General features: G+C 50.4%; 24 protein-coding genes, 1 tRNA gene and 1 pseudogene. 20 read left to right on the top strand and 6 right to left on the bottom strand.

What is annotated here, in order from left to right; all coding sequences use genetic code 11:
• Positions 1–28 precede the first annotated feature (28 nt).
• Complete coding sequence (gene pepD, locus ACS0RQ_RS22300; RefSeq protein WP_271851375.1) at positions 29–1,486, bottom strand: cytosol nonspecific dipeptidase; 1,458 nt, start codon at positions 1,484–1,486, stop codon at positions 29–31.
• 258 nt (positions 1,487–1,744) lie between these two features.
• Between pepD and gpt the strand changes: the two genes are divergently transcribed.
• The 3 genes from gpt (at position 1,745) to crl (ending at position 4,012) form a co-directional block, all read left to right on the top strand.
• Positions 1,745–2,203: a xanthine phosphoribosyltransferase gene (gene gpt, locus ACS0RQ_RS22295; RefSeq protein WP_041852629.1), complete on the top strand. Its 459-nt coding sequence runs from the start codon at positions 1,745–1,747 to the stop codon at positions 2,201–2,203.
• 108 nt (positions 2,204–2,311) lie between these two features.
• Positions 2,312–3,556 (top strand): esterase FrsA, encoded by a 1,245-nt coding sequence (gene frsA / locus ACS0RQ_RS22290; RefSeq protein WP_271851376.1) that lies wholly within the window; start codon positions 2,312–2,314, stop codon positions 3,554–3,556.
• 57 nt (positions 3,557–3,613) lie between these two features.
• Positions 3,614–4,012 carry a sigma factor-binding protein Crl gene (crl, locus tag ACS0RQ_RS22285; RefSeq protein ID WP_193795203.1) on the top strand — a complete coding sequence of 133 codons (399 nt, stop codon included), beginning with the start codon at positions 3,614–3,616 and terminating at the stop codon, positions 4,010–4,012.
• A gap of 121 nt (positions 4,013–4,133) precedes the next feature.
• On the opposite strand, the gene ACS0RQ_RS22280 is transcribed toward crl, so the two are convergent.
• Positions 4,134–4,886: an IclR family transcriptional regulator gene (locus tag ACS0RQ_RS22280; RefSeq protein WP_271851377.1), complete on the bottom strand. Its 753-nt coding sequence runs from the start codon at positions 4,884–4,886 to the stop codon at positions 4,134–4,136.
• A gap of 414 nt (positions 4,887–5,300) precedes the next feature.
• Between ACS0RQ_RS22280 and ACS0RQ_RS22275 the strand changes: the two genes are divergently transcribed.
• The 6 genes from ACS0RQ_RS22275 to ACS0RQ_RS22250 all read left to right on the top strand — a co-directional run bounded on the left by ACS0RQ_RS22275 (position 5,301) and on the right by ACS0RQ_RS22250 (position 10,079).
• On the top strand, positions 5,301–5,693 hold the full coding sequence (locus ACS0RQ_RS22275; protein ID WP_047371700.1) for a RidA family protein: 393 nt from the start codon (positions 5,301–5,303) through the stop codon (positions 5,691–5,693).
• A 111-nt stretch (positions 5,694–5,804) separates the two neighbouring features.
• Positions 5,805–6,629: an ABC transporter substrate-binding protein gene (locus ACS0RQ_RS22270; RefSeq protein ID WP_041852624.1), complete on the top strand. Its 825-nt coding sequence runs from the start codon at positions 5,805–5,807 to the stop codon at positions 6,627–6,629.
• A gap of 54 nt (positions 6,630–6,683) precedes the next feature.
• Positions 6,684–7,421: an amino acid ABC transporter permease gene (locus tag ACS0RQ_RS22265; RefSeq protein ID WP_271851378.1), complete on the top strand. Its 738-nt coding sequence runs from the start codon at positions 6,684–6,686 to the stop codon at positions 7,419–7,421.
• Entirely contained in the window at positions 7,418–8,062 is a 645-nt protein-coding gene (locus tag ACS0RQ_RS22260; protein WP_271851379.1) for an amino acid ABC transporter permease, read from the top strand. Before ACS0RQ_RS22265 ends, ACS0RQ_RS22260 begins: the two co-directional genes overlap by 4 nt.
• Complete coding sequence (locus ACS0RQ_RS22255) at positions 8,059–8,796, top strand: amino acid ABC transporter ATP-binding protein (protein WP_079497616.1); 738 nt, start codon at positions 8,059–8,061, stop codon at positions 8,794–8,796. Before ACS0RQ_RS22260 ends, ACS0RQ_RS22255 begins: the two co-directional genes overlap by 4 nt.
• A gap of 11 nt (positions 8,797–8,807) precedes the next feature.
• Complete coding sequence (locus ACS0RQ_RS22250) at positions 8,808–10,079, top strand: alanine racemase (protein WP_334633903.1); 1,272 nt, start codon at positions 8,808–8,810, stop codon at positions 10,077–10,079.
• A gap of 171 nt (positions 10,080–10,250) precedes the next feature.
• Here the strand turns inward: ACS0RQ_RS22250 and ACS0RQ_RS22245 are convergent, their stop codons facing one another.
• Positions 10,251–11,330 carry a porin gene (locus ACS0RQ_RS22245; RefSeq protein ID WP_271851381.1) on the bottom strand — a complete coding sequence of 360 codons (1,080 nt, stop codon included), beginning with the start codon at positions 11,328–11,330 and terminating at the stop codon, positions 10,251–10,253.
• Positions 11,331–11,626: 296 nt separating this feature from the next.
• On the opposite strand from ACS0RQ_RS22245, the gene proB reads away from it, so the two are divergent.
• From proB to ACS0RQ_RS22230, 3 genes are all read left to right on the top strand, one after another.
• Positions 11,627–12,730 (top strand): glutamate 5-kinase, encoded by a 1,104-nt coding sequence (gene proB / locus ACS0RQ_RS22240; RefSeq protein ID WP_047371693.1) that lies wholly within the window; start codon positions 11,627–11,629, stop codon positions 12,728–12,730.
• A gap of 11 nt (positions 12,731–12,741) precedes the next feature.
• A complete protein-coding gene (gene proA / locus ACS0RQ_RS22235; protein ID WP_271851382.1) occupies positions 12,742–13,995 on the top strand; it encodes a glutamate-5-semialdehyde dehydrogenase in 1,254 nt (417 codons plus the stop codon).
• A gap of 116 nt (positions 13,996–14,111) precedes the next feature.
• A tRNA-Thr gene (locus tag ACS0RQ_RS22230) sits at positions 14,112–14,187 on the top strand.
• Between the two features lie 14 nt (positions 14,188–14,201).
• On the opposite strand, the pseudogene ACS0RQ_RS22225 reads toward ACS0RQ_RS22230, so the two are convergent.
• Positions 14,202–15,362 (bottom strand): annotated as a pseudogene (locus tag ACS0RQ_RS22225) (site-specific integrase).
• Between the two features lie 192 nt (positions 15,363–15,554).
• Between ACS0RQ_RS22225 and ACS0RQ_RS22220 the strand changes: the two are divergent.
• From ACS0RQ_RS22220 to ACS0RQ_RS22195, 6 genes are all read left to right on the top strand, one after another.
• A protein-coding gene (locus tag ACS0RQ_RS22220; protein WP_271851446.1) for an IS3 family transposase occupies positions 15,555–16,702 on the top strand; the annotation gives its coding sequence in 2 pieces (ribosomal slippage) (positions 15,555–15,792 and positions 15,792–16,702; 1,149 coding nt in all).
• Between the two features lie 87 nt (positions 16,703–16,789).
• The gene (locus tag ACS0RQ_RS22215; RefSeq protein WP_271851444.1) at positions 16,790–17,980 is read left to right on the top strand and encodes an SGNH/GDSL hydrolase family protein; all 1,191 of its coding nucleotides are present in this window, start codon (positions 16,790–16,792) and stop codon (positions 17,978–17,980) included.
• 142 nt (positions 17,981–18,122) lie between these two features.
• Positions 18,123–19,229 carry an acyltransferase family protein gene (locus ACS0RQ_RS22210; protein ID WP_271851443.1) on the top strand — a complete coding sequence of 369 codons (1,107 nt, stop codon included), beginning with the start codon at positions 18,123–18,125 and terminating at the stop codon, positions 19,227–19,229.
• Between the two features lie 494 nt (positions 19,230–19,723).
• Complete coding sequence (locus ACS0RQ_RS22205) at positions 19,724–19,897, top strand: hypothetical protein (RefSeq protein WP_334312603.1); 174 nt, start codon at positions 19,724–19,726, stop codon at positions 19,895–19,897.
• Positions 19,897–20,040, top strand: coding sequence for a hypothetical protein (locus tag ACS0RQ_RS22200; protein ID WP_271851442.1), 144 nt, complete (start codon positions 19,897–19,899; stop codon positions 20,038–20,040). Before ACS0RQ_RS22205 ends, ACS0RQ_RS22200 begins: the two co-directional genes overlap by 1 nt.
• Positions 20,041–20,619: 579 nt before the next feature.
• Positions 20,620–20,844, top strand: coding sequence for a CopG family ribbon-helix-helix protein (locus ACS0RQ_RS22195; protein WP_271851450.1), 225 nt, complete (start codon positions 20,620–20,622; stop codon positions 20,842–20,844).
• A 141-nt stretch (positions 20,845–20,985) separates the two neighbouring features.
• On the opposite strand, the gene ACS0RQ_RS22190 is transcribed toward ACS0RQ_RS22195, so the two are convergent.
• Positions 20,986–21,474 carry a MarR family winged helix-turn-helix transcriptional regulator gene (locus tag ACS0RQ_RS22190; protein WP_271851441.1) on the bottom strand — a complete coding sequence of 163 codons (489 nt, stop codon included), beginning with the start codon at positions 21,472–21,474 and terminating at the stop codon, positions 20,986–20,988.
• A 133-nt stretch (positions 21,475–21,607) separates the two neighbouring features.
• Between ACS0RQ_RS22190 and ACS0RQ_RS22185 the strand changes: the two genes are divergently transcribed.
• The gene (locus tag ACS0RQ_RS22185) at positions 21,608–22,762 is read left to right on the top strand and encodes an MFS transporter (protein ID WP_271851440.1); all 1,155 of its coding nucleotides are present in this window, start codon (positions 21,608–21,610) and stop codon (positions 22,760–22,762) included.
• Between the two features lie 212 nt (positions 22,763–22,974).
• Here the strand turns inward: ACS0RQ_RS22185 and ACS0RQ_RS22180 are convergent, their stop codons facing one another.
• On the bottom strand, positions 22,975–24,618 hold the full coding sequence (locus ACS0RQ_RS22180; protein ID WP_271851439.1) for a putative glycosyltransferase family protein: 1,644 nt from the start codon (positions 24,616–24,618) through the stop codon (positions 22,975–22,977).
• 244 nt (positions 24,619–24,862) lie between these two features.
• On the opposite strand from ACS0RQ_RS22180, the gene ACS0RQ_RS22175 reads away from it, so the two are divergent.
• On the top strand, positions 24,863–25,078 hold the full coding sequence (locus tag ACS0RQ_RS22175; protein ID WP_271851438.1) for a hypothetical protein: 216 nt from the start codon (positions 24,863–24,865) through the stop codon (positions 25,076–25,078).
• Positions 25,079–25,210 lie beyond the last annotated feature (132 nt).

The raw sequence follows: 25,210 nt of genomic DNA, 5'->3' as shown, positions 1-25,210 counted from the left end.
CACCAGTAAAAGGTGCGGACAGTACGACTTATTTCGCCGGAATAGCTTTCAGCAGCTCGGTCAGCAGCGTCCAGTAATGGCCCACGCTTTCGATATGTACCTGTTCATCCGGGGAGTGCGGACCGGTGATGGTTGGCCCAATAGAAACCATATCCATATCCGGGTACGGTTTTTTGAACAGACCACATTCCAGACCGGCGTGAATGATCTGAATATTCGGCGTCTTGTTGAACAGACGCTGATAGGTCTCACGCACCAGATGCATCACCGGTGAGTTCGCATCCGGCTGCCAGCCAGGGTAGCCGCCTTTCGGTGCGGTTTTTGCACCAGCCAGTTTGCCCAGCGATTCCAGCATGCTCACCACATAATCTTTGCCGCTATCGATCAGGGAGCGGATAAGACAGATGATTTCCACGCTGTCGTCCTGCATGGTGACCACGCCAACGTTCAGGGAGGTCTCGACCACGCCTTTGGCAACGTCGGAGTTACGGATCACACCGTTTGGCGTGGCGTTCAGCAATTGAATGAAGCTATCGCGGGAAGCAGAGGTCAGCACCTGTTTGTCGCTGGAAACGCTATCCAGCAATACCACCAGGTTTTTCTCTTTCATCGCCAGCTCGTTTTTCAGGATGTCCTGATAAGTTGCTGCCAGCGTTTTCAACTGCTCAGCTTTATCGGCCGGAACGGCAAACGTGGCGAAGGCTTCACGCGGGATAGCGTTACGCAGGGTACCGCCGTTGAAATCGGCCAGACGCAGGTCCAGCTCGGCCGCGTGGCCAGCCAGGAAGCGCGCCAGCAATTTGTTGGCGTTACCGAGACCCAGATGAATATCGCCGCCGGAGTGGCCGCCTTTAAGCCCTTTCAGGGTCAGTTTGAACGTCTGGTAGCCCGCAGGTACCGCTTCGCGGGAGAGCGGCAGGGTGGTGATGAAATCAATACCGCCGGCGCAACCCATGTAGATTTCGCCTTCTTCTTCTGAGTCAGTGTTGATCAGAATATCAGCCTGCAACCAGCCGGGCTGCAAACCAAACGCGCCATCCATGCCGGACTCTTCGGTCATGGTCAGCAGCACTTCCAGCGGACCATGCTCAACGCGGTCATCCGCCAGCACCGCCAGCGCGGATGCCATACCGATACCGTTATCGGCGCCAAGCGTAGTGCCGCGCGCTTTTACCCATTCGCCATCGATGTAGGGCTGAATCGGGTCTTTGGTGAAGTCATGTACGGTGTCGTTGTTTTTCTGCGGCACCATATCCAGGTGCGCCTGCAGCACAACCGGTTTGCGGTTTTCCATACCTGCTGTTGCCGGTTTGCGCAGCAGAATATTGCCAACCTGATCGCGTTCCGCATGCAAGCCTTTTTCTTTCGCCCAGCCCATGATGTGCGCGGCGAGTTCTTCTTCATGGTAAGACGGATGAGGAATAGAACAGATTTTGGCAAAAATATCCCACAGCGGTTGTGGCGATAGTTGAGACAATTCAGACACGATGAGTCTCCTTTAAAAGGCCTGCCAGCATATTTTGCAGGTCCGAGGGTTAAACTACAGAACAATCACAAGGCCGGATTGCGAGATGGACTTGAGAATACCACTTTATTGTCTCTCTGTTAGTACGCGTCGCGTAAAAAGCGCCAGCCCGGCCCGGTAACACTGGTTTTTAGCGCGACAGATCTCTATAATCTCGCGCAACCTATTTCCCCGTAGAACACTTTTTAAGCCGTATATACACAGGCTGGGACACTTCACATGAGCGAAAAATACGTCGTCACCTGGGACATGTTGCAGATTCATGCACGCAAACTGGCAAACCGCCTGATGCCTTCTGAACAGTGGAAAGGCATTATTGCCGTTAGCCGTGGTGGTCTGGTTCCGGGCGCATTACTGGCACGTGAACTGGGTATTCGCCATGTCGATACCGTTTGCATTTCCAGTTATGACCACGACAACCAGCGCGAAATGAAAATTATCAAACGCGCAGAGGGTGATGGTGAAGGTTTCATCGTTATTGATGATCTGGTCGATACTGGCGGCACCGCGGTGGCTATCCGCGAAATGTACCCAAAAGCGCACTTCGTCACTATTTTCGCTAAACCGGCCGGGCGTCCGCTGGTTGACGATTACGTGATTGATATCCCGCAGGATACCTGGATTGAACAGCCGTGGGATATGGGCGTGGTCTTCGTTCCGCCTATCTCTGGTCGTTAATCCTCTCTTTATGATTATTTACAACGCCTGGCATCGCCGGGCGTTGTTTTTTTTCGCATCCACCAGGTTACAATACCGTCATCGACGTATTCATGGAGGCTGCGCGTAATGCCACAAGCTAACCTCAGCGAAACCCTGTTTAAACCCCGCTTCAAGCACCCGGAAACCTCAACGCTGGTGCGTCGCCTTACCCATAGTAAACAGTCGCCTGTAGAATCCACCCTTGACGGTAACAATGCGCCCCACTGGTATCGGATGATCAACCGACTGATGTGGATCTGGCGTGGTGTTGATCCGAAGGAGATCCTGGACGTACAGGCGCGGATCGCCATGAGCACGGCGGAACATACCGACCCTGAACTTTACGATACGGTGGTCGGTTATCGCGGCGGCAACTGGATCTACGAATGGTCCACTCAGGCTATGCTGTGGCAGCAAAAAGCCAGCCAGGAGCAGGATACCACCCTCAGCGGCCAGCACTGGCTGCATGCGTCAAACCTCTATAGCATCGCCGCTTATCCGCATATTAAAGGGGATGTGCTGGCAGAGCAGGCTCAGGCGCTGGCGAATCGCGCTTATGAAGAAGCAGCGCAGCGTCTGCCGGGCACCATGAAAGAGATGGAATTTGCGATTCCCGGCGGTTCGCCGGTCATTGGCTTCTTGCATATGCCCAAAGGGGAGGGGCCTTTTCCCACCGTCCTGATGTGCGGCGGGCTGGATGGCCTGCAAAGCGATTACTACAACCTGTATGAACGCTATTTTGCGCCGAAGGGCATCGCCATGCTGACGCTGGATATGCCTTCTGTGGGGTTCTCCTCAAAATGGAAACTCACCCAGGATTCGAGCCTGCTGCATCAACACGTGCTGAAAGCGCTGCCGAACATTCCGTGGGTTGACCATACACGCGTGGCAGCGTTTGGTTTCCGCTTTGGTGCCAACGTGGCGGTCCGCCTTGGTTATCTGGAGTCTCCGCGCCTGAAAGCCGTGGCCTGTCTGGGGCCAGTTGTGCATGCGCTGCTCACTAACCCCCAGCAGCTGGGGCGCGTGCCGGAGATGTATATGGACGTGCTCGCCAGTCGGCTTGGTATGCACAATGCGTCGGACGAGTCACTGTATGTCGAGCTGAATCGCTATTCGCTAAAAACGCAGGGGTTACTGGGGCGACGCTGCCCGACGCCGATGCTGTCTGGCTTCTGGAAAAACGATCCGTTCAGCCCGGAGGAGGAGTCGCGTTTAATCACGTCGTCATCTGCGGATGGTAAATTACTCGAAATCCCGTTTAATCCGGTTTATCGCAATTTTGATAAGGCGCTGCGGGACATTACCGACTGGATCAATGATAGATTGCGTTAATGGATTGCTAATTTCGATTGATTTGGTAAAACAGTTGCATCACATAAGGAGATCGCAATGACGTTACCGAGTGGACATCCCAAGAGCAAACTCATTAAAAGGTTTACCGCGCTAGGCCCGTATATTCGGGAAGAACAGTGTGCCGATAATCGCTTCTTTTTTGATTGCCTGGCCGTATGCGTCAATGTAAAGCCCGCGCCGGAGAAGCGTGAATTTTGGGGCTGGTGGATGGAAATGGAAGCGCAGCAAGACCGTTTTACCTATAGCTACCATTTTGGGCTGTACGATAAAGACGGGAACTGGAAAGCAACCGAGATAAAAGATTCAGAAGTGACTGATCGGCTGGAGCATACGCTTCGTGAGTTTCATGGTCGCGCCCGCGAGGTCCTTGCGGCGCTGGAGCTGAAACTGGAGCCTGCGGAAAATTTCTCTGACGAGATTAACCTGACGGTGTAAGCGCAGTAAAAAGATCCCCCGACGAGAGACAATCCGGATTCAGCCCGCTGATTCCGGATTTTTTACGTCTCAACGCAACTGGCGATGTCGTTGTTGATGGCTGCGCTCCCGCCTGCCGGACTCAGGTGAAATCCGACAGTTTTTGGCCGGAAACGATCAACTCTTTGAGCAACATCTGACGGCGTTCCTCCGGTGTATCGCGACTCACCATAAAACAGATCGCCGCGACCGCCTGCCCGCTACGAGAACGAATCGGCGCCGCCATACAGCAGGTAAAACTCTCCGACAACCCCTCAGTCAGACAATAGCCCTGCTGTCCTGCACGATGAATATCTTCCAGGAAAGCTTGTTTATCGAGAACTTGCCCGTTCGCCAGACGGTAATCTTCTTCGGGAATAAGGTCGAGAATAGCGCTGTCCGACCAGTTACTGAGTAACAGACGGCCAGTCGCCGTCCAGGTGATCGGTACCCGCACGCCGATATCCGACGTGATTTTGAACGGGTGAGCATTACTTTCCGACAGCACGACGGTGTACTTATTCCCCTCCAGCATACAGAGCTGCACCGTCTCGCCATGACGGGCGACCAGTTCAACCATTAACTGATGTGAGCGGTGGATAAGATCGTTATGTGCCATATAATCTGCACCGTAATAGTGCATTTCGCGGCCAAAGAACACCGCGCCGTCGGCATCCACTTCCAGCAGCCCGGCCTCGCTGAGCAGGCTGACAAGTTCATATACACTGGAGCGCGGCGCGCCGGTGGCCTCGATCAAATCGCGCATCGCCATCGGCTGACGAGCGATATGCAACTGGTGAAAAATGTCGATAACCCGGTCAACACCGCGCGCGCGCGATGGCTTCTCGTCCGGCATAAGCAAATTCTCCTGATGCAGTCGGGCGGTCGCGCCAGACAGTAAAGACAATAAAAAAGAAAAGCATGATACACCCAGCGTCGTCGTTAACCCATCCCCGGTAATTAAAATTTTACTGCCGGTGTTTATATTTCTTTGTTCTATTTTGGGGCCTCATTTTAGCGCATGGCGCACAAATTATTTTTTTAAAATTACGACCCCGGTAACATTTTCATTCTGCCATTCCCCCCATTCATTTTTTATTTTGCGATCGCCACAACACCACAAAAAATTAAATTGATCGGGATATATTGCAAAAATAAAAAACCTGTGCAAATCTTGCTCTATCCGATATTGCAGATAACAGTCCGATATACCAGACAGTTGTGACGCGGTATTCATGGCGATTCTCAGAACAAAAAGGAGCAGCATTGCATGACGATTAAGCGTTATGGCATTGAAGGCGGCACTGGTACGGGCGGGCAAAAACTGCCGTTCGCACGCGCCGTTGAGGCTGATGGCTGGCTGTATATCTCAGGTCAGACGCCGATGCGCGAAGGCGAAGTGGTGGAAGGCGGGATCATTGAGCAGACCCGTCTGGCGTTTGATAACTGCCTGTCCATTATGCGCGAGGCGGGGTACAGGGTGGAGGATGTGGTACACGTCACGGCAGTATTAACCGACGCACGTTATTTCAGTTCCTTTAATAAAGTTTTCAGCGAGATATTTACCGGAAACCCACCGGCACGTATTTGTAGCGTGCAGGATTTAGTCGTCGACTGCAAAGTGGAAGTAGATATGAAATGCTTTCGCGCCGACCGAAAATAATATTATTTATCTGATAACACACTGAGATTTTTATTTATTCGCCCACACCAGGGCTGCCCGTTAATAACTGATGCTTTTTATGTCGTCTCCATTTAATAAGCGAGCAAAACAATGAATGCAACTTCGTTAAAAATCATCGCCGGAACGCTGGCCCTGCTGGCCGTTGCCGGTTGTACCCCCACGGAAGAGAAGCAAGTGGCGGGTGCGGCCCCCCAATCGACGCTGCAAACCGTATTGCAACGCGGCACGTTACGCGTGGGTGATTGCCTGAGTTTCGCTCCCTTCGGTTTTTACGATAAAGACGGCAAACCGGATGGTTATGACGTCGATTTGGCGAAAGCGCTGGCGAAAGAGATGGGCGTGAAACTGGAAATGGTGAACACCACCAGTGCTAACCGCATCCCTAACCTGCAAACCAACAAAGTGGACGTGGTGTTCTGTAACTTCACGCGCAACCTGGAACGCGCCAAAGAGATCGGTTTCACCCACCCGTATGTTGTGGCGAGCGAAGCGATGTTGGTCCGTAAAGAGAGTGGCATCAAATCGGCGCATGACATGGCCGGTAAGACCATCGCTACGGTGAAAGGGTCAACCAACGGAGACGAAGTCCGCAGTATGGGCATTGAGGTCAAAATTCAGGAATACGACTCTTCCCAGGCGGCGATTCTGGCGGTGAAGCAAGGGCAGGCTGATGCAATGATTGAGGATAACAACTTCCTCGCTTATCAGGCCAAGCTTGATCCGACCCTGACTGTCACCAACGAAGCGCTGGTGCCGCTGGAATATAACGCCTTTGGTGTGAAGCAGGGCGACCAGGTATGGCTGAACTACCTCAATGAATTCCTGTTTGAGATCAACGCTTCCGGTGAGAACGCCACGCTCTATCAAAAATGGTTTGGTGATAAGCCGCGTTACCCACTGAATCCGCAATTCTGATTGCCTGCGGTGTAGCGCACTTTGGTCTGCTACACCGCAGGAAGGAGTCCATGCATGAGTTATCAATGGCTAACCCTGTGGAGTTACGGCGAGACCTTCCTGGCCGCCGCCTGGCTGACGTTACAGGTTACTCTTCTCGCGTTTGTGCTGGCCGTCGCGCTCGGCTTGCTGGCAGCGCTGGCGAAAGCCTCGGCTGTAGCGCCGCTACGCTGGCTGAGCCACTGCTATGTGGAATTTATCCGTAACACGCCGGTGTTGCTGCAAATTTTCATCATCTTTTTTGGTCTGCCTTCCCTCGGCATCACCATGAGCGCCTTTACCGCGGGGGTGCTGGCTTTGGGCATTAACGTCGGTGCTTACCTGTCGGAGACCTTTCGCGCCGGAATACAGTCGGTGCCGAAAGGGCAACTGGAAGCCGCGTGGATTTTAGGTATTTCACGCCGTCAGGTCTTTCTGAGTGTGGTGTTGCCCCAGGCCGCGCGTGCCGTGTGGCCGGCCATTATTAACAACCTGATCCAGTTATTGCTCGGCACGTCGCTATTGTCGGCCATTGCGCTGCCGGAATTGACCGGCACCGCCACCGTGATAAACGCCCGCACTTTGCTTTATATCCAGACGTTCAGCGTGGTGGCGCTGGTCTATCTGCTGCTGAGTAATCTCTTTTCCTGGCTCGGTAACAAGATAGGAAGGCGCTTGTTTCATCCGCAACTGGTCACGCCGGTAAAAAAGCCCGTCCGGTGGTGGGCAAAAAAATGGCTGACTAACCCACTGAAACGGGAGAATGCGCTATGAGCGATATGGTAATGAGCTCGTTGCCGTTGCTACTGGAGGGGCTGTGGATCACCCTGCTGCTTTCGGTCGCGGCCATCATTGGCAGCACGCTGCTTGGCCTGCTCGCCGCCGTATTGCGTACCAGCCGTGTTCCGGTCGCCAGCCACATTGCCGTGCTTTACACCGAGTTGTTCCGCGGCACGCCGGTGTTGATCACCCTGATGTTTATCTACTTTGGCGTGGCCTATTTTGGCTATGAAATCAATTTGTTTGCCGCCGGTATCCTCGGTTTGAGCATTTACCAAGGGGCCTATATCGCCGAAGTCTTTCGCGCCGGGATCGAAGCGGTACCCAAAGGACAATGGGAAGTGTCGTGGATCCTCGGGCTGTCAAAACGCCAGACCTTTCTTAGCGTAATCCTGCCACAGACGCGCGGCATCGTACTGCCACCACTGGTGGGGCAGTATCTTTCCCTGATTAAGGATACCTCCATCGTCAGCATGATTGGCATGTCGGAACTGATGCATCAGGGCCAGGCGATCGTTGATCGTATCGGTCAGCCGGTAGTGATTTATGCGCTGGTGGCTGTGCTGTACTTCGTTGTCTGCTTTCCGCTTTCCCGTTGGGTTCAACATCATCAAACCAGGAGCCAGTTCTCATGAGCAATTCCGCCATTACGCTGAGCCGTATTACCAAATCTTTTGGTAGCACCCAGGTGCTGAAAGAGATCAGCCTTGATGTTTCGCCCGGCGAAGTGCTGGTGCTGATTGGCGCATCAGGTTCCGGCAAAAGTACCGTGTTACGCATCATGAGCGGGCTGGAAACAGCCGATGGGGGCGAAATCTGGGTTAACAATGTGCCGCTGCACGACCATAAACGCAGCCGGGAAATTTGTGGTCATGTCGGAATGGTGTTCCAGCAGTTCAACCTGTTTCCCCACAAAACCGCGCTCGGCAACGTGACGCTGGCGCTGATAAAAGCGCAGAAGCTGTCTGAGGCTGAGGCCAATAAACGCGGCATGGCGGCCCTGACGCGTGTCGGGCTGGCTGAGCGCGCGCATTATTATCCGGCGCAACTCTCCGGTGGTCAGCAGCAACGCGTGGCTATTGCCAGAGCGCTGGCAGTAGAGCCGAAAATTATGTTTTTTGATGAAGCCACCTCCGCGCTCGATCCCGAACTGGTGGGCGAAGTCATGGAAGTGATGCGCAGCCTGGCGCGTGAAGGGATGACCATGGTGGTGGTCACCCATGAGATGGGCTTTGCGCGCAAAACCGCAGACCGCGTGGTGTTTATGGATCAGGGGGTGATCGCTGAACAAGGATCGCCAGAGCAGATATTCGTTAATCCACAAAATCCGCGTACCCAGCAGTTTTTATCGCGTGTTCTTGAGCATTGATCGGAGGCGTTATGTCGATTCATTTTCCGTTGGTGGCAGACGGTCTGCTGGATGCGCTGCAACCTGCGCCACGCTTTAAATCTGTTGCAGGTCGTGGCGATGCGCCGTTACCTGTGGGGACGCCGGTACTGGCCAGCGATAGCGTGTTTTCTCCACTGATGCTCATGAAGCAATCGGCGCTGGAGAATAATCTGCGTCAGTTGGCTGATTTTTGTCGCGAACAGGGGGTGATGCTGGCAGCACACGGCAAGACGTCAATGTCGCCCGCCATCCTGCGTCGAGCCGTCACCGAAGGTGGTGCCTGGGGATTGAGTGCGGCAACGCCTGCGCAGGTTCGCGCATTGCGCCAGTTTGGTATCCGTAATGTTTTTCTCGCCAATCAACTGGTCGACCCTGCCGGTATTCGCTGGATAGGTGAGTGGCAAAAGCAGCATCCTGACCATGGCTTCCTTTGCTATGTTGATTCGCTGGAAGGAGTGCGTTTGCTGGAACAGCATCTCGGCGACAGTCACATTGCGGTTCTGCTGGAGATGTCGGTCAGTGGCGGGCGCACGGGATGTCGCTCATCCGCGCAAGCACTGGAGATTGCCGCCGCGATAGCGGCAAGCCCGGTCCTGCAACTGGTGGGTGTGGCGGGCTATGAAGGCGCGCTGGGGGCGGGGCGTGATGCCGCGGGTATTGCCAGGGTGCGCGATTATTGCCAGATGCTGATCGCGACGGCTGCGCTGTTGGCCGGGGAGCAACAGTTCAGCAGCGACACTATTATTCTCAGCGCCGGAGGCGGCGCCTGGTTTGATGTGGTCAGCGCCTGTTTTAGCGAGGCGAGGCTATCGCTACCGATCACACCGCTGATTCGTTCGGGTGCCTATATGGCCCACGATAACGGGTTATATGCGCGCATTGCGCCGTTTGCCCAACCGGGCGCCCGTCATCATTTTGAGCCTGCGCTGGAGATCTGGGGGAGGGTATTATCGCGCCCTGAGCCAGGCCTGGCGTTTGTTGATTTCGGACGCCGCGATGTGCCCTTTGACCAGGACTTGCCGAATCCGCTGTGGGTGCGAAATGTGGATGGTAGTGCTCCTCGCACCGCTTCTGGCATGCGCATCAGCGAGGTAAACGATCAACATGCCTATTTGTTGTTGCCGCAAGAAGATGCTTTAAAGCCCGGTGACTGGGTAGGTTGTGGCATTTCACATCCCTGTACCGCGTTTGATAAGTGGCGCTATTTGCCACTGGTGGATGATGACTATTGCGTCACCGATTCACTGGAAACGGCATTCTGAGTCAGGCATGTGTGCATAACGGCGCGCTGTCGTGCGCTGTTTTTCGGCGATTTTTCGATAGCCCCCTTCTTCCTTTTTGTTGCATATACTGGCGGAAAAAAGAAAGCACCGACGAGGTTATCGTTCGGTGCTTTATATTCCGTACTTCAGTGAAGTGCGTTTATGCGAGACTTAGAACTGGTAAGTCACGCCAACAGCAACGATGTCGTCGGTCACGTAGCTTGAACCGACGTAAGTTGCGAAATCACCTTTGTCCAGTTGGTTGATTTTGTAATCAACCATTGCAGAGAAGTTTTTGTTGAAGTAGTAGGTAGCGCCTACGTCAACATATTTAACCAGGTCCTGATCGCCCCAACCGTTTTCCAGGTCTTTACCTTTGGTCTGTACGTAACCAATGGACGGACGCAGACCGAAGTCGAACTGGTACTGAGCAACGGCTTCGAAGTTTTCAGATTTGTTAGCAAAACCACGGCTGCCGATTGGCGTCATGTTCTGCGCGATGCTGTACATAGCCGCCAGGTAGATGTTGTTAGCGTCGTATTTCACGCCAGTAATCCACGCTTCCGCGTTAGCGCCTTTACCCAGAGCCTGAGAGTTCTGCAGATCAGTACGGTCTGATTTGGCGTACGCAGCAATCAGAGTAACCGGGCTGCCGCCAAAGTTGTAGGACAGGGAGGTACCGAAGCCATCGCCATTCTGTTTAGAAGCAGTACGGCCAGTTTCGTTTTTACCCTGGTACTGCAGGCCCAGGTTCAGACCGTCAACCGCACCGAAGAAGTCGGTGTTACGGTAGGTAGCCACGCCAGTGGTACGTTTGGTCATGAAGTTATCGGTACGGGTCAGAGAGTCACCGCCGAATTCCGGGAACATATCGGTTACAGACGCTGCGTCGTACAGGATACCCAGGTTACGACCGTAGTCGATAGAACCGTAGGTTTTTGCTTTCAGGCCAGCGAACGCCAGACGCGTTTTCTGAGTAGAGCTGCTTTCGTCGGTGTTGCCAGCGAATTCAGATTCCCAGCGACCGAAACCGGTCAGTTGATCGTTGATCTGCGTTTCGCCTTTGAAGCCCAGACGTACGTAAGTTTTGTCGCCATCCTGAGTGGTATCATCGCTGAAGTAGTGCATGGCTTTGATTTTGCCGTACAGATCCAGTTTGTTACCATTTTTGTTGTAGATTTCCGCAGCGTTGGAAGAAGCAGAAACAACACCAAGGCCGATCATCATTAATGCCAAAGTAGTTTTTTTCATTATGTTTCCTGATTAATTGTAATTAACGCGCTTTAGATCGCTGAACGTCGCCGCTCAAGTGAAAATTTCACGTAGGTTTTAACGTCTGCGAATTAAAGTTTTATGACAATTCTTATTTATTTTTTTACAAAGCAGGTTTTACAGGTAGTGTCATAAAAGCGTCAAGTTTTGTAAGTAGGTTTTCTGATTGCCTTCAAGGATTTTCTTAAGTTGTTAAAACTGCCAGTTGGAAGTTGGCTCTGATCCTGTTACAAAGACTGTTTACTTTTTTTCTTCTACGTTGAACGGCAGAAATCATGAGCGACAGCCAGACGCTGGTAGTGAAACTCGGCACCAGTGTTTTAACGGGCGGATCCCGCCGCCTGAACCGCGCCCACATTGTTGAACTCGTGCGCCAGTGCGCACAGCTACATGCAGCAGGGCATCGTATTGTTATTGTGACTTCTGGCGCTATCGCCGCCGGGCGTGAGCACCTGGGTTACCCGGAATTGCCTGCCACCATCGCCTCGAAACAACTCCTTGCCGCTGTCGGGCAAAGCCGACTGATTCAACTGTGGGAACAATTGTTCTCGATTTACGGCATCCACGTTGGGCAAATGCTGTTAACCCGCGCCGATATGGAAGACCGTGAGCGTTTCCTTAATGCGCGTGACACCCTGCGTGCGCTCCTCGACAACAACATTGTGCCGGTCATCAACGAGAATGACGCTGTTGCGACGGCGGAAATCAAAGTCGGCGACAATGACAATTTATCGGCGCTGGCCGCTATTCTGGCGGGCGCAGACAAGCTCCTGCTTCTTACCGATCAGCAAGGTCTCTTTACCGCTGACCCGCGTAACAACCCGGACGCTGAATTGATCAAGGATGTGTACGGTATTGATGACGCGTTGCGCGCGATTGCGGGTGACAGCGTATCGGGCCTGGGTACTGGTGGGATGGGCACCAAATTGCAGGCGGCGGATGTCGCCTGTCGTGCAGGTATCGATACTATTATTGCCGCAGGCAGCAGGCCGGGTGTGATTGGCGATGTGATGGAAGGGGTTCAGGTCGGGACGCTTTTCCATGCGCAGGCTTCACCGCTGGAAAACCGTAAACGCTGGATCTTTGGCGCGCCTCCGGCAGGTGAAATCACCGTTGATGAAGGCGCGACAGCCGCTATCCTGGAACGCGGCAGCTCCTTGTTGCCAAAAGGGATTAAAAGCGTGACAGGCAACTTTTCCCGTGGTGAAGTGATCCGCATCCGTAACCTCGAAGGTCGCGATATTGCACATGGCGTTACCCGCTATAACAGTGACGCGCTGCGTCGCGTTGCCGGTCATCATTCGCAGCAAATTGATTCCATTCTCGGCTATGAATATGGCCCGGTCGCCGTGCATCGCGACGATATGATTATCCGTTAAGGAGCAGATGTATGCTGGAACAGATGGGCATCGCTGCTAAAGCAGCGTCGTACAAGCTGGCATTGCTCTCCAGCCGTGAAAAAAATCGCGTGCTGGAAAAAATCGCCGATTACCTGGAAGCACAGTCCGACGAGATTATTCTCGCTAACGAGCAGGACGTTCTGGAGGCTCGCCGTAATGGGCTGAGCGAAGCGCTGCTTGATCGTCTTGCGTTGACGACAGCGCGTTTGAAAGCGATTGCTGACGATGTTCGCCAGGTGTGTAAGCTGGCTGACCCGGTAGGGAAGGTGATCGACGGCGGTCTGCTGGACAGCGGCCTGCGCATTGAGCGTCGCCGTGTGCCGCTTGGCGTAATTGGCGTGATTTATGAAGCGCGTCCGAATGTCACCGTGGATGTGGCTTCCCTGTGCCTGAAAACCGGCAACGCGGCGATTCTGCGCGGCGGTAAAGAGACCTGGCGCACCAATGCGGCAACGGTAAAAGTGATTCAGCAGGCGCTGGAAGAGTGCGGTTTACCCGCTGGCGCGGTACAGGCGATTGAAAGCCCGGACCGCGCGCTGGTCAATGAAATGCTTAAGATGGATAAATACATCGACATGCTGATCCCGCGCGGTGGCGCTGGCCTGCATAAGTTGTGTCGTGAACAGTCCACCATTCCGGTGATTACCGGGGGCATCGGCGTTTGCCATATTTTTGTTGATAACACGGCAGAGATTGCCCCGGCGCTGAACATTATCGTGAATGCGAAAACCCAGCGTCCGAGTACCTGTAACACCGTCGAAACGCTGCTGGTTCATCAGGATATTGCGGGCACTTTCCTGCCTGCATTGAGCAAGCAGATGGCGGAAAGCGGCGTTACCTTGCATGCGGATGCGCAATCGCTGGCGGCGCTGCAATCGGGTCCGGCAGCGGTTGTACCGGTTAAAGCGGAAGAGTATGACAATGAGTTTCTGTCGCTGGATCTGAACGTGAAAATCGTTGCTGACCTGGACGATGCTATCGCCCATATCCGCGAGCATGGCACGCAGCACTCTGATGCTATCCTGACGCGTACGCTCAGCAATGCGAACCGTTTTGTCAACGAGGTAGATTCTTCTGCTGTGTATGTGAATGCCTCCACGCGTTTCACCGACGGCGGTCAGTTTGGCCTGGGCGCGGAAGTGGCGGTGAGCACGCAAAAATTGCATGCGCGTGGACCGATGGGCCTTGAAGCTCTTACCACCTACAAGTGGATCGGTTTCGGTGACGATACGATTCGTGCGTAAATAATAGCGAGGTGATGCAAAAGTAGCCGTTTGATTCCAAAGGGCATTGACGCATCACCTCGTTAGATCTAACCTTTTGCACCGTGGTTCACCGACGTGAATCCCGTCCTTTCAGGGCCGATATAGCTCAGTTGGTAGAGCAGCGCATTCGTAATGCGAAGGTCGTAGGTTCGACTCCTATTATCGGCACCAGTTTTTTCAATAAGTTACCTCGCTTTCATATAAACAACGTTTTCCCCTTGTGCCATATTTGTGCCACTGCGCTCTAAAATCGCGTCGATTTTGTTCGCGTGCTCGGTAAGGTGACCAGCCGAAAGGTAAGCATATCGCTGTACCATTTCCAGCGTCTCCCAGCCGCCCATCTCCTTCAACGCAAGAAGGGAAACTCCGGACTGAACTAGCCAGCTTGCCCAGGTGTGCCTTAAGTCGTGGGAGCGGAAGTTGCTAATGCCTGCCAGCCTTAGTGCTCCGCTCCATGCCTTATTGCTGTCTGTGTGCATTTTTCTCACTGCTGGCGTTTTTGTTCCGTCGCTTCACCATGCCGGTGTTGTATGGACAAACACCCATTGATGGTGTTTACCCTGCTGCCTGGCAAGTATCTGACACGCAGTCTCGTTAAGCGGCACGCCGATGGCATTCCCTGCCTTCGTTTCATCCGGGTGCATCCATGCCATTTTTCTTTCGAGGTCCACCTGCGACCATTCCAGATCGGTGACATTTGACCGCCGCAGACCTGTAGTGATGGCAAACATAACGACCGGGAAAAAATGAGGTGCAATTTCAGCGAATAACCGTTTAGCTTCATCGTCAGATAGCCAACGAATACGCCCATTTTTAACCCGCGGCGTCGATATCTTTGGCGACCTGTCCAGCCACCCCCATTCCACCGACAAATTCAGTATTGCCCTCAGAATTGCAAGGTGGCGTGTTTTGGTTCCACGCGCTGCCAGCTTTGCTTTATACTCCGGAACGGGCTTGCCAAGCCTTAAACACCTTTCTCTGGTCATTTCCCAGTTCAGGCGATGGCGGCGGTTCTCCATCCCGTCTACCGCCGCTGTTATTTTATCTGCAGTAATATCCGATAATTTCCAGCCCCGAAAATGCAGCATCCAGAAACCGATGATGCTCTTATCGTCGTCCAGGCTTTTCTTATCTTCTTTCTCCCGCAGCCATCGAATGCAGGCATCATTGAATGTCCTGTTTGGGGCCTCTCTCAGTTTATCAACACGCCAGGCTTCCATTTTCAGACGATCGTGAAGTTCCTGCGCCTGCCTTTTGTCCGTTGTTTCAAGAGACTGTCTAATTCGCTTTCCGTTTGGCGCGACGAAATCGCAGTGCCATGTTTCGCCACGCTGTTTTATTGACATGTTTTATCCTCCTGCACATCAACCGCATTCACCGGCTGATTGTGGATCGGGTTCTTTACTGCTGCAATACAGTCTGTTTTGCAGATCAGGTAACGCCGCTGACATGTATCTGAATACTGTCGGCCTGGTGAATCGCCTCGAATTCAACAGACACCTCAGAGCCATTTAACGATGGCTTAAAGAGAGGTGCCTATGAGCGGTAAGCGTTATCCCGAAGAGTTTAAAATTGAAGCAGTCAAACAGGTTGTTGATCGTGGTTATTCTGTTTCCAGCGTTGCAACACGTCTTGATATCACCACCCACAGCCTTTACGCCTGGATAAAGAAGTACGGTCCGGATTCTTCCACTAATAAAGAACAGTCAGATGCTCAGGCTGAGATCCGCCGTCTCCAGAAAGAGCTGAAGCGGGTTACCGACGAACGGGACATATTAAAAAAAGCCGCGGCGTACTTCGCAAAGCTGTCCGACTGAGGTACGCCTTTATCCGTGACAACACCTGTTGCTGGCCTGTTCGCCTGCTCTGTCGGGTGCTGGATGTTCATCCCAGTGGCTTTTACTCCTGGCTTCAGCAGCCGCATTCACAACGCCATCAGGCAGACCGGAGACTGACAGGACAGATTAAACAGTTCTGGCTGGAGTCGGGATGCGTCTATGGTTATCGCAAGATCCATCTGGATCTGCGGGACAGCGGGCAACAGTGCGGAGTCAACAGAGTCTGGCGACTGATGAAACGTGCCGGGATAAAGGCTCAGGTCGGATACCGGAGCCCGCGAGCACGTAAAGGCGAGGCCAGTATCGTGTCGCCCAACAGGCTCCAGCGACAGTTCAATCCGGATGCTCCGGATGAGCGTTGGGTAACGGACATCACCTACATCAGGACCCACGAAGGCTGGCTGTATCTTGCCGTGGTTGTTGATCTGTTCTCACGCAAAATTATCGGCTGGTCAATGCAATCCCGGATGACAAAGGACATTGTCCTGAACGCATTGCTGATGGCTGTATGGCGGCGTAATCCCCAAAAACAGGTGCTGGTTCACTCTGATCAGGGCAGTCAGTACACAAGCCATGAGTGGCAGTCGTTCCTGAAATCACACGGCCTGGAGGGCAGCATGAGCCGTCGCGGTAACTGCCACGATAATGCGGTTGCAGAAAGCTTTTTCCAGTTGCTGAAGCGTGAACGGATAAAGAAAAAGATCTATGGAACGCGGGAAGAAGCCCGCAGCGATATTTTTGATTACATCGAAATGTTTTATAACAGTAAGCGTCGGCATGGTTCGAGTGATCAGATGCCACCGACGGAATATGAAAATCAATATTATCGACGGCTCAGAAGTGTCTAGATTATCCGTGGCGATTCATCCCTTGAGGGCTATAGCGTTCAGTCGACGACTATTACTCACCCGCTTGCAGACAACCCGGCGTACAACATGGACATGTCAGAGATCGGCATCAAAGTCCATTCTCCAACCTCTTTCTCCCTGCTTTGCAACCATGTAGAAATCGTCCGCATGGATGGATTGACATCAAATATAGTTGCTGCTGGCTGGGGTGCTGGCTTGGCGAATAATACCAACACTGCATATATAATGTATTTGGTAATGGCAAAACGCAATCGGACTTACGGTATGCGCCCCTTAAAAATCGTTACCGTAGGGGATTCGACGGCGGACAAAAATAACCCATTCTCCTGGGTTAATCATATGGCTCGGGTAATGTCCGGTGTTGGTGGTGTGCAATTCAAAACTATTCTGAACCAGGCCGTAGCAGGTCAAACCTCAGTGCAGCAAGCCGCTATTTTTAACGCAACCAATTTCCAGGCGCTTGGCGGGTTTGACTACGCACTGATCGACGTTGGCATCAATGATATCGGCGGTAATGTAGCCGTCTCGGATTTTATTGCTGCCATTGTGTCGATGATTAATACGTGCACTTACTACAACATTACGCCGATAATTGGCCTTTCTGCGCTTTTTTACAATCAGTCTGCAGCTACGCCTTACGGGCAGACAGGCCAGAATACGGCAAATGCAGATCACGGGGCACCTTACCGGCTACAACTCCAGCGTAAACTGGCAGAACTTGGCGTTCAGGTAGCGTTATTGCCGTTGCAAGACATGGGAGCAATTGTACCAAGCCTGTTAAGTAATTCCGCGCTTGATCCTGTTGTGCAGGATCATGTTCACCAGTCTGCATGGGGTGCAGAATTAAAAGGAAGGGGATGGGCAAAAGCTTTTGCCGGATATTTGGTTGCAAGAACAAGAAAAGGAATAGCATCTCGACAAATTAAAGCAACATGGATTCCAGCCGCAATATCTGCAACTTATGGGCTGGCAGCAAAGGCTTCGTTTTCCATTAATGCAAACGAGTTTGCCATGAGCGGATTAATGGACACTCCGGCATCGGTACCTAACGGAACAGCTTTGTTGCAATTGCCGCCGGCATATGCGCCGATAGCACAGATATATGTGCCTGTGATTTGCCTAGACGTAAACTCTGCCGCCCTTAGCTCAACTGCCACCATCAGGGTTGATACATCGGGGCTGGTCGTAGCGCTCACTGTACCAGCAGCCTCTCGTTATATCTGTTTCGGTAACGTTCACTACTCATTACCAGACTAATCCTCGTGGCAAGGATGCCGCCCTACCATTTTTGCAGCCAAAAAGATCGAGAAAACGCACATCAAACCCTGTATATTTGTTGCCACTTTATGGTTGGCATCGCTGGATGTGATGTTGTTTTCTATATTTTTGGCGAAATATCATGCAATTAACAAGCAAAGAACGTATAGCAGGACCTGATATATTACGCGGATTTGCCGCAATATCAGTAATAATTGTACACCTGATAGCTCAATCTGGAATTGATTTTGGGCCCGTGGTGTCGCAAATTGGCAGCAGGTTCACTGCCAGCGTTACTCTGTTTTTCACAATCAGCGCATTCTCAATTGCGTATACGTATAATGACGAGTTTATAAATAAAGCCGATTTCAAGGCATTTTTTATTAAACGTTTTTTCAGGCTTGCACCATTGTTCTACTTCGCGATGCTGATTGAAGGCATGATAATATTTAAAGCATTTGACCACCTCCCTTCATTATTTGAATTGTTAATGTCAGGAACGTTTTTATTTAACCTGGTTCCTAAAATGCAGGACGGTATCGTTTGGGCTGGATGGTCTTTGAGTATTGAGTGGATATTTTATCTGCTTTACCCGGCAATTTTTGTACTCAGTAACCATAAGAAACTGGTCGGCGCTCTGTGGCTGGTATCAATATTCGTATCGTCTAATATTGCAGTAGTACCAGGTGCGACTGGTGTTGAAGTCTACATGAACATTCTTAACCACATGGTTTTCTTTATCTCTGGTATCGCAGTATACCTGTGGCTCCCTGAGTTGAGGAAGGCCAAAGAATTGCTCGGCAACAATGCTGGGAAGGTAAGTGGTATTGCACTTATCGTACTGTTCATATTCCTTATTTATTATTTCAGCTTCAAAGACTACCCGATTAACCTGTACCTGTTCTATTCACTAATCTGGATTGGCATGATTTCATTTTCAATCATTGGCATGCCTGCTCTTATAAACACAAAATTCACCAGATTCTTAGGTAAAGCAAGCTACAGTATTTATCTAATGCACAGCATCGTTCTCTATACTCTGGAGAAATTGGGTGTGTTTGCATATATAAATGAAATGGGGATGAGACCAGCAATTAAGTTCATTATTGCTGCATTTGTGGCTTGTGGTTTAACAGTGATCGTTTCACGCATAACTTACAAATATATTGAAATGCCTGGTATGAATTTTGGTAAATGGATTATAAACCGCAAGATTAAAAAAGAGCAGGTATCTGAGCCTGCTGCTTAAAACAAAAGGCCGCATTCAGCGGCCTTTTCTCTACTCATCCCTGAAATAAACCTTACCCCCTTCGTAGGTATATTTTATTTTTTTCAGCGCAGGATTCGCTGTAAAAACCGGATCACCTTCTTTCATTATATCGCTGCGAACGCATTTGTTTTCTTTGCTGATGCATCCCAGTCATTAACGTCAGGCGATGATCCAGTTCTCATGCTGGCAATAAACACCACGAAAGCCATCGCGGCGACGGCTGTCAGCGCCGTTCTGTAATTCTTATTCATGCAGATTCACTATCTGAAAAATGATGGCGCGTATGCTGAAGTGCGCATTCATAATTGTAAAGCGCAAACCATTACATTTTCCAAAATCGATAGCTTGAAACGTTCATTTATATCTGATTGTACTGTTTTTGTATACAGTATTTTCAGGAGGTGCCTATGCCCCGCCGAAACGATGTTTTTGTTGCGTTCCGTGAAGCATTATAACTCAACCCAAAGGGCTACATGTGCCTGCACACACACGATTTCATTCGGGTGCTACGGCAGTACAACCACCACTTCACCGAGCAGGATGCCAACAGGTGGATCGAGCTGAACCAGCCCAGTTTCGTCGATAAAACGCCCGATTTCAGTGAAAACCGCCTGTGGCTTCTGAGAAACATGGGGATTGTCCGCTAATGCCAACAATCGATGCGATTTGCGGCGTAAACGCCACTACAGGATTAATGCTTACTGCAACCGGCTATGCCGTCGTTGAGGCCAATCCTGGAAAACTTGAGCAGGGTTGTACTGTCGTTCTTTCGCTGTACGGGCGCCAGTAGTTTGCGAAACTGATGGGCCAGTCGTTCATTATGGAAGATGGCGAGGCGATCGAGGGAGAGTCGTTAGAGGATGTGAGTGTTGTTGGCAGGGTGAGGTATTTCGTTAACCGTGCCGATGAAGACGACAGCCCGGTGATGTGATTGGTTGTGCCATGAATGTGACATACACCAGAAATTACTGCACATCATCTTTCTTTATGTGCCATCAGCATTGGCTTTGTGAATGCGGTCAATACTTTTTAAAACATACAGTTACATACGGTGCTTCTGATTCGTAATGCGAAGGTCGTAGGTTCGACTCCTATTATCGGCACCATTTCAAACTCTCCCCAGGTTTCCTGAAACCAGTTCAAAGTCCGTATACTGCAGTTTGCAGCCCGTTTCTTATTTCCTGTTATCAACTGGACTCACGTTCAAATATAGAGATCTGAACGATATCGTAACAAAGCACTATTCGGGAGCGTTGCCTGCGAAATAAGAAGTGATGCTTTTATCGACACTGTTATGTTCACCTTAATAGAAGTTATTAAATGTTATTAAACGAGGTAATCCCTATGGGGTTCTTCCGCTAAGCAAACTATCAGTGCTCAGATCCCTGTCGAGTTGACCGCTGCTGTCGAAAACCTGGCGATAGAGCTGGATAGTTCAAAAAGATGGATCATAGAGGAAGCGTTGCTCTCCATGCTGGCAGAAAGAGAGCGGGGGCATCAAAGTGTACTGGCGGGTCTTGCTGATGTAGATGCGGGGCGAGTGGTGAGTCATTCGGATATGGCGGATTTCGCGAACCGTTTAAAGAAAGCCTGAGAAATGGAAATTTACTGGACGCTTGTATCGCCTCGAATTCAACAGACACCTCAGAGCCATTTAACGATGGCTTAAAGAGAGATGCCCATGAGCGGGCCTTTAATTACCAGGCCATTATCGATATGAGCGAGGTCCGCAATCTCAGCCCGGAAATGTCAGCAGCAACTCCCTTAATAATGATTCAAGCTGCTCCCGTTTAGCCTGGGAGAGGTTAGCCAGTATCGCGTTTTGCGTTTCAGTGTGGACGAGAAGCGCTTGTTCGATACGTTCTCGCCCATAAGCTGTCAGGCTGACCAGTGTGCTGCGTTTGTCATCGGGATCATGAATTCGCTCAATCAGTCCTTGCTCTTCAAGATGGTTAAGGCGATTCGTCATCGCCCCGGACGTGACCAGCAGCGATTTATAGAGCTGTGTTGGAGAAAGACAATAAGGCGCGCCGGCTCGGCGTAAAGTGGCAAGGACGTCAAATTCCCCGTCGCGAAAGCCGAACGGCTCCAGCGCCTGAGCGCGCATCTTCCCCAAATGCTTCATCACCCTCAACATTCGGCCAAAAACTTTCATTGAAGAGGCGTCCAGCTCAGGCATTGCGCTGTCCCACTGGCTGACAACGAAGTCGATATGGTCATGCATTTTCGTACCTTAAATAGGGTTATTTATCGAGTTGTGCGGTCCATCTTACACAAGGAACACATTTATCTTAATGTTAAGATAAATGCTTACGCATTTTTTGCTGGAGCAATCACATGCCTAAAAGGATTACGTTTTGAAACGCATAGCATCTTCGCCCCTTATGTTCGCATTTATCGCTTTTTTGATCGGGTTGAATCTTCGCCCCATCCTGGCTTCCATCGGACCGTTATTTCCGGTTTTGCAGCGTGAAGCAGGGCTATCCGCCACGGAATTCAGTCTGCTCACCACCTTGCCTGTCGCCATGATGGGACTGGTTGCGCTGAGTGGACCATGGCTTTTAGCCAGAACCGGTGCAGTCCGGGGTATTACAGTAGGGCTTTCCATACTGCTTTTCGCCTGTTTATTCCGGGGCTTTAGCACATCACTCACGGGGCTTATGTGTACAGCTTTAGCGGGTGGTGCGAGTATCGGCATGATCCAGGCGTTAATGCCAGCGCTGATAAAAAAAGAATACGCGCAATCGGCCAGCACGTTTATGTCTCTGTTCAGCACCGGAATTATGGCCGGTGCGGCGCTGGCTGCCGCCACGGCCGAGCCTTTGTTTACCCGGCTTGATCTAAAGCCTACGCTGGCAATAGCCGGTTTGTTAGCACTTCTTGCCCTGATATTCTGGCAGTCATGGGCCAGACACCGCCAGGTGGAAAAAACGGTGTTCGCAGAGGTGACATTATCTTCATCCAGGACATGGTTGTTATTGCTATTTTTTGGCATCGGGACAGGCGCCTATACCCTGGTACTGGCGTGGCTTCCTCCTCTCTATATCCAGGCGGGTTGGAGCGCACGGAGCAGCGGCTATATGCTGGCCTGGCTTACGTTAACCGAAGTTGTGGCAGGCTTTGCCGTTTCAGCGCTAATAACGCGCTTTCCTGACCGCCGTGTTCCGCTGCTCATCGTGCTGTTGATGTTGCTGGCAGGGTTGATGTGTCTTGTCTTTTCTCCGGGAACCACGCCAGTTGTGTCAACATTACTGCTTGGTTGCGGTATCGGCGCGCTGTTCCCGCTATCGCTCATCGTGACATTTGATCATGCACGAACGCCGGCCGAGGCAGGGAAACTGTTATCACGAGTGCAGGGTGGTGGGTACCTGATTGCCGCGCTGATGCCATTAATCGCCGGTATGGTGCGCGACAGCGGTGCGTCACTGACAAACGCGTGGCTCATTATGAGTGCAGGCGTCATCCTGTTGATTGCGATAGCTTTACGCTTTAAGCCTGGTGTGAGCAGGTAAAAATAACGGCCTTATTCCCGCTCTGCCAGTTACCTTCGGTATTGACCTTACCTTCACTGTCAAACCAGAAGGTATCTGGCAATCAGATGGGTTTATTGGCAAACAATATGTGTATGTTCTGCGCTACCTTCGAACCATGCTGAGCGTTTTTTGTAGTACCACGCTAGTGATGAACAACGAAAAAATCACTATGCGTGGCCGTTCAGAGGTGTTTAGCGGTGTCGTCGTATATACAATCGAGTTTCTGAAACGATAATAATTAATAGCATCGCAAGACTAATTAATCCTGGGATGATGTAAATGTTTTTATCGTATCCTAGAGCGATGGTGTGCATGCCTTTCTCTATGTTCGCGCCTATAAAACCATTCTCTAAATATATTGGCTGTGTCTTTTTATTATCAATCATAAGATAATAACCAGAATACATAATATAAGGTAGGGTAAAGAGGGTCGGTTTTTCTGCTTCAACCTGAAAATAAGGATATCCATTATTAAAACCATTCGGTTTTTCAATAACAAGAGATCCTGCTGTATTGAGGGACTCATGAGTGATTGGGAATTTTATATTATTATTAACATAATCACGGTATAAAATGTTTGAACTGAATTCTGGCGGTGTGGAAAAAATTGCACCGTGAATCGGGAATGTGATTTGCAATGCAATGAGTATCGGTAAAATAAATAGCCAACTTTTTGTTTTATTCATCCATTGCAATACAGGCAGTACAGCATAAAGGGAGAGGATTGCAGTGATGCAACTCAACAACCTCCATGAGAACTGAATTAGCTGTAATACAGATATTTTTTCAGGTATCCAGTTCCATGAAAAAACAGGGCATAGCATTAATGTAAGAATACCAGCGATTAGAAGCATAGATCTTGATATGCGTTCTTTATCAGTGAATAGTGCAATAATAGATAAAACAATAATTAAAATTCCAGGGCTTAGAAATAAGCTATACCCAATCGTTCCACTTGTGTTTTTAGTCGCAAATAATACATGGGTAATTTTAACCCTGGTTTGATTTATAAATTCATAAGATTTCTGCATTTTGGTGAATGCAAAGATATCAGAGTAATGCATATGATAGAACAGTGGTAACCAGTAAAAAATGGAAATTAGCAGACTGACCAGAGCTGATTTTGCCAGGAAAATAATGTTTTCACGGGTAATTATTTTTTTTATGTTTATCAGCGAGAATATGAAAAAGAAAATTAATGCAACGATGAAACTAGGGATGTTGGCTAATAGTATTAATGTGCAGGACAAAGGAATGAGTTTTCGATCTTTGTCTCCTGTTAATAATGCATTGCATCCCCTAATAAGCAATGGCATGAACGCCATTGCGAGACATTCCCCGACAGCAAATCTTTGGAAGAAATTGCATAGGAAATAACTTGAGCTAATAAAAAGTGTTGCGCTGATATTGCCGGCTGTTGCGGATGAAAACTCCCGTTTAGCTGCATAGTATGCTGAAAATGCTGAGATTAGAATAATTGATCCCAGGGTGAATTTCATCTGTAGCGCATTATTGTCAAAGCCAAATAGAAAAAGTCTGCTTATAAAAAGCAATAAAGTACTCAGAGGGGGATAAAATGCTCCCCACGATAAGCCGTACTGATTTTCTGTCCAGTAGTCAAAAAGGGGAGGGAATTGTTGATGGTCAAGTTGTGCATTGAGAGCTTGCAGCCTTAATACATGTGGCCCCCAATCATCGCCTCCCCATAAGTTATGGTGGAACATTGGAATGAAGAGAGCCGCTAAAGTCAAACTCAGCAAAAAGAAGGACCACCGTTGAGTGGTCATTTTATCGCGCATATCTCTTCCCATCAAAGGTTGCAGTTTTACGTCCATAAAGGTCAGGTTCCACACAAATTTTGTGACTTTTGCGGTACTCTAAGGGATCTAATTATTATTTGTACATAATTTTTTCAAAGATTCATCTGCATACTCTCCATTGCAAGGAGCCGATAGTAATGAATTGATATAAATTAACCTGTCTCACTATTCTTAGACGTATTAGCATGGCTTTTTTGCGTTTTGCTTGTGCTATGATCCCGCGGCGCATAATCCCCTTTACTCTTTTCGGTGATGTGAGATGAAAATTATCCTGTTTATTGTTGTGCTGATTGCTGCGTTCTTTCTGATCCCAGATCGTTGGGTTAACGATATTTTTATGCGTCATATTTCTGTTACGGGTGATGGCGAAGAGGCGATGAATAATTACGCCTTCACGCTGTTGCTTATCAAGACTGGTCTGGCTGTTGTGATCGCTGCTCTGGCGCTATGGAGCTACCGTTTATTTAAACGCTGATTAAATATTGAGTGGTAAACGTTCTGTATGCGATGAAACACTGCGGAGTGTGAACAATTTACTGTTCACCTCTTATTGACGGTTTATGGCGTATCGCCAGTTCCGCTAAGCGGGCGATATCTGGCAATGCGC

It is taken from the genome of Phytobacter diazotrophicus (genome assembly GCF_052061655.1).
In the GTDB taxonomy this organism is placed as follows: Bacteria; Pseudomonadota; Gammaproteobacteria; order Enterobacterales; family Enterobacteriaceae; genus Phytobacter; species Phytobacter diazotrophicus.
The sequence above is the reverse complement of the archived record's forward strand: the minus strand, read 5'-3'. Positions and strand labels throughout refer to the sequence as shown.